This is a genomic window from Methylobacterium sp. CCH7-A2, assembly GCF_001557075.1.
Taxonomy (GTDB): Bacteria; Pseudomonadota; Alphaproteobacteria; order Rhizobiales; family Beijerinckiaceae; genus Allobosea; species Allobosea massiliensis.
In genome coordinates, this window is the sequence record NZ_LSKN01000087.1 from 1 (window position 1) to 9,449 (window position 9,449).

The 9,449-nt window shown below is 61.7% G+C and carries 8 protein-coding genes and 2 pseudogenes; 3 read left to right on the forward strand and 7 right to left on the reverse strand.

Annotated elements, in window-relative coordinates:
• A partial coding sequence (locus tag AX750_RS06600; RefSeq protein ID WP_067253788.1) for an IS110 family transposase occupies positions 1-847 on the reverse strand: 847 nt, incomplete at its 3' end.
• Between the two features lie 46 nt (positions 848-893).
• Here AX750_RS06600 and AX750_RS06605 point away from each other — a divergent pair.
• A pseudogene (locus tag AX750_RS06605) lies at positions 894-1,332 on the forward strand (IS630 family transposase); the annotation flags it as partial.
• Positions 1,333-1,737: 405 nt separating this feature from the next.
• On the opposite strand, the gene AX750_RS06610 reads toward AX750_RS06605, so the two are convergent.
• The 5 genes from AX750_RS06610 to AX750_RS06630 form a co-directional block, all read right to left on the reverse strand.
• Positions 1,738-3,048, reverse strand: a complete 1,311-nt coding sequence (locus AX750_RS06610) for a TRAP transporter large permease subunit (protein WP_067253795.1) — start codon at positions 3,046-3,048, stop codon at positions 1,738-1,740.
• A 7-nt stretch (positions 3,049-3,055) separates the two neighbouring features.
• Complete coding sequence (locus AX750_RS06615) at positions 3,056-3,586, reverse strand: TRAP transporter small permease (protein WP_068072728.1); 531 nt, start codon at positions 3,584-3,586, stop codon at positions 3,056-3,058.
• Positions 3,583-4,569, reverse strand: a complete 987-nt coding sequence (dctP, locus tag AX750_RS06620; RefSeq protein WP_067253802.1) for a TRAP transporter substrate-binding protein DctP — start codon at positions 4,567-4,569, stop codon at positions 3,583-3,585. Before dctP ends, AX750_RS06615 begins: the two co-directional genes overlap by 4 nt.
• A 28-nt stretch (positions 4,570-4,597) precedes the next feature.
• A complete protein-coding gene (locus AX750_RS06625) occupies positions 4,598-5,356 on the reverse strand; it encodes an SDR family NAD(P)-dependent oxidoreductase (RefSeq protein ID WP_067253805.1) in 759 nt (252 codons plus the stop codon).
• Positions 5,357-5,838: 482 nt separating this feature from the next.
• Positions 5,839-6,669, reverse strand: a complete 831-nt coding sequence (locus tag AX750_RS06630; protein ID WP_346364047.1) for an aldo/keto reductase — start codon at positions 6,667-6,669, stop codon at positions 5,839-5,841.
• 233 nt (positions 6,670-6,902) lie between these two features.
• On the opposite strand from AX750_RS06630, the gene AX750_RS06635 reads away from it, so the two are divergent.
• Positions 6,903-7,664 carry a helix-turn-helix transcriptional regulator gene (locus AX750_RS06635; protein ID WP_067253812.1) on the forward strand — a complete coding sequence of 254 codons (762 nt, stop codon included), beginning with the start codon at positions 6,903-6,905 and terminating at the stop codon, positions 7,662-7,664.
• A 67-nt stretch (positions 7,665-7,731) separates the two neighbouring features.
• Here the strand turns inward: AX750_RS06635 and AX750_RS25425 are convergent, their stop codons facing one another.
• Positions 7,732-8,076, reverse strand: a complete 345-nt coding sequence (locus tag AX750_RS25425) for a zinc-binding dehydrogenase (RefSeq protein ID WP_197432800.1) — start codon at positions 8,074-8,076, stop codon at positions 7,732-7,734.
• A 115-nt stretch (positions 8,077-8,191) separates the two neighbouring features.
• Here AX750_RS25425 and istA point away from each other — a divergent pair.
• Positions 8,192-9,391 (forward strand): annotated as a pseudogene (istA, locus tag AX750_RS06645) (IS21 family transposase); the annotation flags it as partial.
• Positions 9,392-9,449: the final 58 nt, after the last annotated feature.

Sequence of the window (9,449 nt, forward strand, 5' to 3'; positions counted from 1 at the left end):
TGGCCGCGATGATCAGCAGGCGCCTGAGCGTCCGCTCGCCCATCCGCGACGTTCGTCCCAGGCGTTCCTTCCCGCCGGTCGAGCGCTGCACCAGCGTAAGGCCGACCCAGGCGGCGAAGTCGCGCCCCGAGCGGAACGTCTCAGGCGGCGGCGCCAACGCTTCAATGGCGGTGGCGATCAGCGGGCCGATGCCGGGAACGGTCATGAGACTGCGGGTCACGTCGTCGGCCTTTGCCCGGGCGGCGATCTCGGCATCGAGCGCGGCAGTCTGTTCCTGCAGATGGCGAAGCGCATCGACGAGCACGGCGAGGCAGGTGCGGGCGGCCTGCGGCAGGCCCGAGGCGGGATCTTCGATCTGTGCGATCAGCTTCTCGATGTGGAATGGGCCTTGTGGCGCGATCAAGCCGTACTCGGACAGATGACCGCGGATCGCGTTGATGAGTTGGGTGCGCTGGCCGACCAGCACGTCGCGGGTGCGGAAGATCACGGCGGAGGCCTGCTTGGTTTCGCTCTTTACCGCCACGAAGCGCATGGTCGGGCGCTGCGCGGCCTCGCAGATTGCTTCCGCATCAGCCGCATCGTTCTTCTGACGCTTCACGAATGGCTTCACATAGGCCGGCGCGATCAATCTGACGGCATGGCCAAGCTTGCCGATCTCGCGGGCCCAATGATGAGCGCCTGGGCAGGCTTCCATCGCGACAAGACGAGGCGGCTGGGCCGCGAAGAAGCCCAGAACCTCCTCGCGCCGCAGCTTCTTACGAAAGACCGGCGCGCCGGCGGCATCCGCGCCGTGGGCCTGAAAGACGTTCTTGGCCAGATCCAGGCCGATGGTGCTAACTTCCGTCACGGACGCTCTCCTGTGGTGGCTCTGAAACACCACCACCTTGGCACGTCGATGCCGTCGGGGGGCGTCCACCCCATCATTGGAAGACGACGACCTTCGCCGGAGCCTTGCGCCTGGGCGGCATGACGGCCCCGTTCGTCTACGACGGCGCCATGAACGGAACGGTCTTCCTCGCCTATATCGAGCAGGTTCTCGTTCCGACACTGCTGCCGGGCGACATCGTCGTGATGGACAACCTGCCCGCCCACAAGCCGGCCGGTGTCCGCGAAGCGATCGAACGCGCCGGCGCGACGTTGTCCTTCCTGCCGCCCTACAGTCCCGACATGAACCCGATCGAGAACGCTTTCGCCAAGCTCAAGGCCATGCTCCACGCCAGAGCCGAGCGCTCGATCGGCGCCCTCTGGGATGCCGTCGGCGCCATCGTCGATCTCTTCGAACCGACCGAATGCGCAAACTATTTCAAGGCCGCCGGATATGACCCAGATTAAACCGGAACCGCTCTAGCACCTGCAATCTCGAGTCGGCCTCGCGCGACGTCAGACATCTAAGACTGTCGCAGCAATGCTCATGGAAAATTTCAGCGTGGGACCGTCAACGATCCGGCGTGACAGAGTCGCGGAACGGGCACCTTCGTCAATTCTGACCGAAACCTCAGTTCGGACAAACAACGAATTCGATGGACCGCCCAATCGGATCGTCAGCCCCCCGGGCGCTTATCGCCGCTCCGGATGGCTGCCCTGGCGTTGGCAGCCGGAGCACCAGGGGCATGGCTTTCTACCCGATGAGGCATTTGGAGTATTCGTCGCTTCGATCGTGCTCAGATGGGGTGGTTGCCCTGGTCTTAGGGGCACACAACCCGATCTCTTAAGGAAATCGCTGTTCAACAACAGCTATTACAGGAGGCTTGGCAACCAAGTTGCTAGTCCGGGGAACAGGAACACTAGGGCAAGCAGCAGGATGCACATGCCGACGTAAGGCAGGGCCGCCATCGCGATCTGTTGTAGCGTGATGCCTTCGGGTGAGACTGACTTCAGCGCGAACAGTAGCAGCCCGAAGGGTGGCGTCAGCAAGCCAGTCTGCATCGCGATCAGGAAGAGAGTGCCGAACCAGACCGGATCCACTCCGTTCGATTGCACAAGCGGCATAAAAAACGGCACGGTGACCAGTATGATGCTGATCTGGTCGATGAAGAGCCCGAGGAAAAGCAGGATCGCCATCATCGCGAGCACCAGCGCGCCAGGCGACAGCTCGAATCCCAGGATCGAGCCGACCAGCCCGTTGGTGGCTCCGGAGAAACCGAGCACCTGGGTGAACGTCGTCGCGCCCAGGATGATGAACAGGATCATCCCGGAGATCTCGGCTGTGGCAACGAGCGAATGCTTCAACGTCTCCCAAGTCAGAGCGCGATAGAGGATGGCGGCAACCACGGTCGACAGAGCCCCGACCGCTGCGGATTCCGTCGGCGTCGCCCAGCCCGCGACCAGCACGCCGACGACCGTCGTAAAGATGAACACTAACGGCGCCACGTAGATCAGCAGGTTGCGCCAGCGCGACTCTCCCCGAGGGAGATCGACATCATCCGGCGGCGCGAGCGCGGGATTCCACCATGCTCGAAGCACGATGTAGCCGACGATTAAGGTGCTCATTAGGAAGCCCGGCAGAATGCCGGCGAGCAGCAGCTTAGAGACCGAGATTCCTGCGAGGCTGCCCAACAGCACGGCGATTGCCGACGGCGGAATCAGCATGTCGACCGATCCAATCGCGAGGATCGCGCCAAGAGCCAGCATCGGATCATAGCCGCGCTTCAGCATCACGGGCAACATCAGGCTGCCGAGGATGGCGGTCGTTGCGATGGTCGAACCGGAGATCGCCGAGAATATCGTTCCGGCGACCACAACGACGACGGCGAGCCGGCCCGGCACGCCGGTGATGACGCGGTTGACCGCATCGATCGCCTTGCCGGCGAGCCCGGTATGGAATAGGACCTCGCCCATCAGCACGAAGAAAGGGATAGGTGTCAGGCTGGCGCTCGACACCGATGAGACTGCGTTGCGAGTCAGCTGCAACAGCCCCATCTCTCCGCCGAGAAAGAAAAGCGCGCCGACGACGTTCACCGCCAAAAAGGCGAAGGCGACGGGAACGCGCAGCGCAAGGAGGGCGACGACGCCCCCGAGCAGCATAAGAAGAGCGGTCTGCCAGCTCATCCGCGCCTCAACCCGGCCCGCGGGCGTCGTCCAGCGACCCGCGAACGAACTGGACCAGGAACTCGACGGTCATCAGGGCGAAGACTGCGGTCAATGGCACGAAAACGTACCATTCCGGGAAGATTACGTTCTTGATAATGAGCGAGCCGTCCGAATGACTGCGCAACGTTGCCTGGAGCGCGTACCAAGCGAGAATAGCGGACACCGCCGCGCACAGGATGTCGCCGGCCTTGACGATCGGCCCGGCGGCGCGCACGGGCAAGGCGTCGATAATGATGCCTATGCTGATATGCTGGCCGCGCCTGAGTAGCCAGGGCGCGATTAGGACGGCGCTAAGGTACAGCCCGTATTCTGAAAGCTCGGCCGACCACGGAACGGGACGGTCAAAGAGGTTACGGCCCAGGACATCGGTAGTGATGACCACGGCCATCCCCAGGATCAGCGCAGCAGTGGCCGCGACCAGCCAACGGTTGATGGCCTCAAGCGTCGCGTCGACGATCCTCGGCACGATCAGTGTTCTCCCGCGCGAGAGGCTCACCTGTAGAGAAGTTCCTTCAGCTTCGCGCCATGCTGCGGGCTGCGCTGCTCCATGGCCTTCCAGATCGCGTCATAGGCCTTAGCGAGATAGTCCTTGGCCTGATCACCCTCGAAGACGATCGCTTTGATGCCGGCCTTCTCGTGACGGACCTTTTCTTCGGCGAAGAGCCTGGAATTGTCGAGGTTGAGATCTTCCATCCAGAGTGCCGCCTGCTGCAGGATCTCCTTCTGCTTCGCTCCGAGCCGGTTCCAAGTCGCCTGGTTCACCAGCACGCCGACCTCGACATTGTAGAAGCCAGGGTCGACGCGGTATTTCGTATGCTCCTGCAGCGCTACGTCGAAGATGCCGGTTATGGGCCAGCCGTAGCCGTCGACAACGTTGCGCTCGAGAGCCGTATACAGCTCGTTTGGCGGCAAGGTAACGACGGAGCCGCCTAGGGACTGGATAAATTCGCGATAGATTGGGATGCCCCGCAGCCGCAGTCCCGCAAGGCTCGGCTTGTCGATCGGCTTCTTCAGGAAGATGTGATACGGCGTCATGTCGAGCGAGCGGCCCAGATAGAAGACGTTCATCTTCTCGCTCCAGACCTTCGCGACGTAGTCCATTGCGCCGTTCTTGCGCTGTTCCTGAACGGGGATGTTCGACAGCGACAATGCATCCGATTCCGGCAGCAGGTTCGTGTAGAAATTGCCGGTTACGTTCACGACGTCGACGACGCCGTTGCGCACTGCGTTGCCAACCTCGAACGGCGGCATCACCTTTGCCCCGCCGCCGAGATACTGGATCTGGATCACGCCTTTGCCGTCCCGATTCACCCGCTCGATAAACCGCTCAAAGTTGACCGAGAAAAAATTCTTCTCCGGCCAGGCGCTGACGGCACGAAGCGTGACTTCATTGGCCCGGGCTGTGCCAAGCAAAGCGATTAGCGCAACCGTCATGATCGCTAGCGCTACGGCCGCATGGATGCGGTTCAACAGGCACATGGTCTTGTTCCTCCCGCTTATGGTTTTGTCACAGGAAAGTCAGGCCGCCATCGACAACGAGCGACTGGCCCGTGATGAACCGGCTATCGCTGGAAGCTAGGAAGAGAACCACCCCAACGAGGTCGGCTGGCTCCTCAACGCGGGCCAGCGATCTTTGCGCGATCTGAAACCGCATCTGTTCGGGCGAGACCGTCTCGCGAGCGATCTCTGTTTCGACGGCACCGGGCAGCACGGCGTTGACGCGCACGTCGTACTGACCGAGTTCGCGGGCGAGGGAGCGTGTCATACCGACCACTGCGGCCTTGGACGTCGTGTAATGCAAATAGTTCGGGCGGCCCATCACATAGGCAGCCGAAGAAATGTTTATGATGCTGCCTGCCCTTGCGGCGCGCATATGGGGGGCCACGGCCCGCGCGCAGTAGAAGCAGCCGGTGATGTTGACGTGCAAGACACGAGCCCATTCATCGAGCGGAATCTCGTCGAACGGGCGCATCTTCAACGTCGAGAAGATGGCGGCGTTGTTGACGAGGGCATCGATGCGCCCATATCGCTCGATCGTCGCCGAGACCATGGCTTCGACCGAGTCAATGACACCGACATCCACGGTCAAGGCTGCGCAATCATGGCCCTTGGCTCGAACCTCGTTGGCGACGCGCTCCGCTGCCACTCCGTCGAGATCCGCAATGATAGGGTGAGCTCCAGCCTCGGCCAATCCGAGCGCATAAGCGCGACCCAAACCTTGCCCCGCGCCGGTCACGATCACCACGTGGCCGTCCAAATCGCGCATAAGCCGATTAACCTCCCGCGTCTTCCTCGTCACCACATTCAAGCACTAAGCTGGCCTGTTATTTTCGTGGTCATTATTCGCAGCAAATTGAACCATCGCCGAGGCTGGTCCGCCAAGACAATTTCAGTTGGCCTGCCCAATGTTTTTCAAGAGGTCTCGGCGAAGCCTTACTAGATCGCTGCGAGGGCATGATACCTCCCCGAGGAGAAGAGCAGTGGCTCAAGCGATTTCGCCGATCATTGCTTGGACGCGGCACAACACGATCAGATGGTCGCTCGCGTCGTGCTCGGCATGAAGGCGGCGGTCGAGCCAAGCAAGAGCCTCGTCGATGACCGGACTACTCCATGGCGCCTCGGACCAATACACTCCAGCCCATTTGTCGGAGCCAGAACTGGCGAACCCGCCAGAAATATGACGTATTTTGGGCCAGCTGGACGATGTCCGCATTCTCCGGTCTCTAGATCGCGCTCGTTACCTTGCCCTCATTGTTCAAGGTTAAGATTGAAGCTTTTCGCAGTCGTCGTTTCGGGATCAGGGCCGGTCCGCACGCCCTTGTCGAGTGCGTCGATCGCAGACGTATCTTCGGCCGACAGCTCGAAATCGAAGATGTCCATGTTCTCGGCAATGCGTTCGGGATTGAAGGATTTGGGGATCACCGACGCACCCTTCTGGATATGCCAGCGCAGGATGACCTGGGCTGCCGTTTTGCCGTGTTTTTCCGCTAGCCCGATAATGACCGGATCCGTGAGCGGATCGCTGCCGTTGTTCTGATCGGCAGAACGGCGAAAGCCGCCACCGATCGGCGACCATGCCTGGGTCACGATTCCCAGTTGCCTGTGGGTCTCACGCAGCCCCTGCTGCTGGAAACTCGGATTCAACTCGACCTGGTTCACGGCCGGGACGACGTTGGTGCGCTCCACCAGAGTCCTGAGATGTGTCGAGCCGAAGTTCGAGACGCCGATCGCCCGGACCCTGCCTTCGGCAAGCAGTTTTTCCAGGACCTTGTAGGCGGCGATGGTCGCCTCGAAGGCCAATGGCACCGGCCAGTGCAGCAGATAGAGATCAATGTAGTCCAGTCCCAGCCTGTGCAGGCTGGCATCGAAGGCGCGTTGGGTCTTGTCCTCCCCGTAATCGCTCATCCAGAGCTTGGTGGTGATGAACAATTCGGAGCGGGCCATGCCGCTGCGGGCCAGGCCCTCACCCACGTCACGCTCATTGAGGTAGGACGCCGCCGTGTCGATCAGGCGATAACCGGCGGCGATAGCCGCCTCAACCGCGTTGGTCGTCGACGCGCGGTTCGCGCGGTCGAGCACGCCAAGTCCTAGAACCGGCATACTTATGTAGTTGTTCAACGTAATACTGGGAGTGCTTTTCATCGTTCTTCCATTCTACCGACATTGACGCCGATTCCCGCACAAGGACATCAGAGTTGCTCAGAAATCCGTGCTGAAACCTCGGCCAAGGCGGCTCGTCTCTTTCATTCTAGCTGATGTCTGATAATAGAGATATAATGATTTTCGGACATCAAATGGCGGATTGACGACCAATGCGGCCGATAGCGCGCACAGAGGGTGAGCGGCCTGATCCGGTTTCATTTAGAACGGAGTTCTTCGAGGGAGGAACCGTCTTTCCGCCGAGGAAACGGCCATGGGGGAAGTTGAACTACGCGCTCTCCGGCATGTGCGAGTACAACATTGACGGCGACCGATATATGTCGCCACCTCAATACGGCATCTGGATTCCACCCGGCATCGAGCACGAGGCGCGGAATCGGCAGGACATGCACTATGTGTCGGTCTATGTCGCCTCCGATCTCTGCGCGACGTTGCCGACCAGGCCAAGCACGCTGGGTCTCAGCCGACTGCTCAAGGCGATTCTTGCCGATTTTGCCGCTCGCGGTATCACTGTGCCGAAAACACCTGAGGATCAGCGCTTGGCAATGGCCCTGGTCGATCAGATCCGGTTGGCGCCACGGTTCGACAGCTACCTGCCGTTCTCGGATGACGCGCTGCTAAGCCCAATCCTGCGTGAGCTGCAATCCGAGCCGGGAAATCCGGCATCCTTGGCCGAATGGGCGCGGCGCTCCAATACAACCGAGCGCACCCTATCGAGGCGTTGCCAGAGCCAGCTTGGCATCTCCTTCAACGAGTGGCGCCAACGCGCCAGGCTGGTTGCGGCCTTGACATTGCTGGATAACAAGGAGCCGGTTCACAGCATCTCCGCCCGGCTGGGATACAGCACTCCCTCCGCCTTCATATCCATGTTCCGCCGCCTCACCGGCACGACCCCTACCCAGATCTCGCAGTAGACGGCGTCACCGCTGCGCGATCCCTGCCAGGGCTCTTTCGAAAGCCGGCGTCGTCGCGCCGCGTAGATCACGGCACGAGGATGACCTTTCCAAATGGCCGGCTCTGCTCGGCGTAGCGATGTGCCGCCGCCGCATCGCCAAGGGCAAACTTCTTTTCGATTGGAACAACCAGCCGCCCCGCTACCACGTCGGCGAAGATTTCCGAGATCATGGAATGAACGCGGGGCGTGTGCATCTCCTTCCCGAAGAGAAGGCCGGTGACGGTAAGACCCGCCTTTCTAATTCCATGGTAGTCGAGGCTGGGAATCTGGCCGCTGGCCGCACCGACAAGCACCATGCGGCCACGGCGCCGCAAGGAGGCAAAAACCTCAGGAAAACCCGGAGCCCCGACCAGGTCGACGACAAGATCCACGCCAGCTGTGTAGGGCGGTGACAAAACCAACCAGTGGAGCGCCGGTGATTGTGCTGGTTCGGGCGGCGTAAAACCCGTCCACTGGATAGGCTGGTCCCTTTTGGGGTTGGCGGGGATGTTCGCTGTGGAGGTCTACGCGGCGGTTCGTGATTTTGTTTTCAACCAGGATAAGAGCCGTCGGGAGGCGGCTCGTGTTTTCGGTCTGAGCCGCGAGACGATCGCGAAGATGTGCCGGTTCTCGCTGCCGCCGGGGTACACGCGAACGAAGCCTGCCGGGAAGCCGAAGCTGGGTCCCCTGCTGCCGGTAATCGACGCGATCCTGGAGGCTGACCGGAGCGCCCCGGTGAAGCAGCGCCACACGGCCAAGCGGATCTTCGAACGTCTGCGCGACGAGCATGGCTTTGCCGGCGGCTACACGGTGGTGAAGGATTACGTGCGGATCGGCCGGGCGCGCGGGCGCGAGACCTTCGTGCCGCTGGCGCACCCGCCGGGACACGCCCAGGTGGATTTCGGCGAGGCGATCGCGGTGATTGGCGGGGTTCGGCAGAAGATCCATTTCTTCTGCATGGACCTGCCGCAGTCGGACGCCTGCTTCGTGAAGGCCTATCCCCGGGAGACGACGGAAGCATTCCTGGACGGGCACGTCTCGGCGTTCGGCTTCTTCGATGGGGTGCCGCTGTCGATCCTGTACGACAACACGCGCATCGCGGTGGCGAAGATCTGTGGCGACGGCCGGCGGGAGCGCACGCGCGCCTTCACGGAGTTGGTGAGCCACTACCTGTTCCGGGATCGCTTCGGCCGTCCAGGCAAGGGCAACGACAAGGGTAAGGTCGAGGGCCTGGTCAAGTACGCCCGCTCGAACTTCATGACGCCGATCCCGGTGGCGGCGAGCTTTGAGGCGCTGAACGCCAGGCTGGCCGAGCGTTGCCGTCTCCGGCAGGGCGACCGAGCCGGACGGCACACTGGGACGATCGGAGAACGGCTTGTCGCCGATCTGGCGGCGTTGCGCGACCTGCCGGCCGTGCCGCTGGAGCCGTGCGAGAAGCGCAGCGCACGGGTCTCCTCGACCGCATTGGTGCGCTACCGCTCCAACGACTATTCCGTGCCGACGGCTTATGGCTTCCAGGATGTCGTGGTGAAGGGCTTCGTCGATGCGGTCGTGATCCTGTGCGGCGGAGACGAGATTGCCCGTCACCCGCGCTGCTATGGCGAGGGCGTGTTCGTCTCCAACCCGCTGCATTATCTGGCGCTGATCGAGACCAAGCCCAATGCGCTCGACCAGGCGGCGGCGTTGCAAGGCTGGGATCTGCCCGAGGTCGGGGGCACCTCAAGGTTTGTACGCTAAACCGCGCTAAGCTGGACGAAGCATGAAC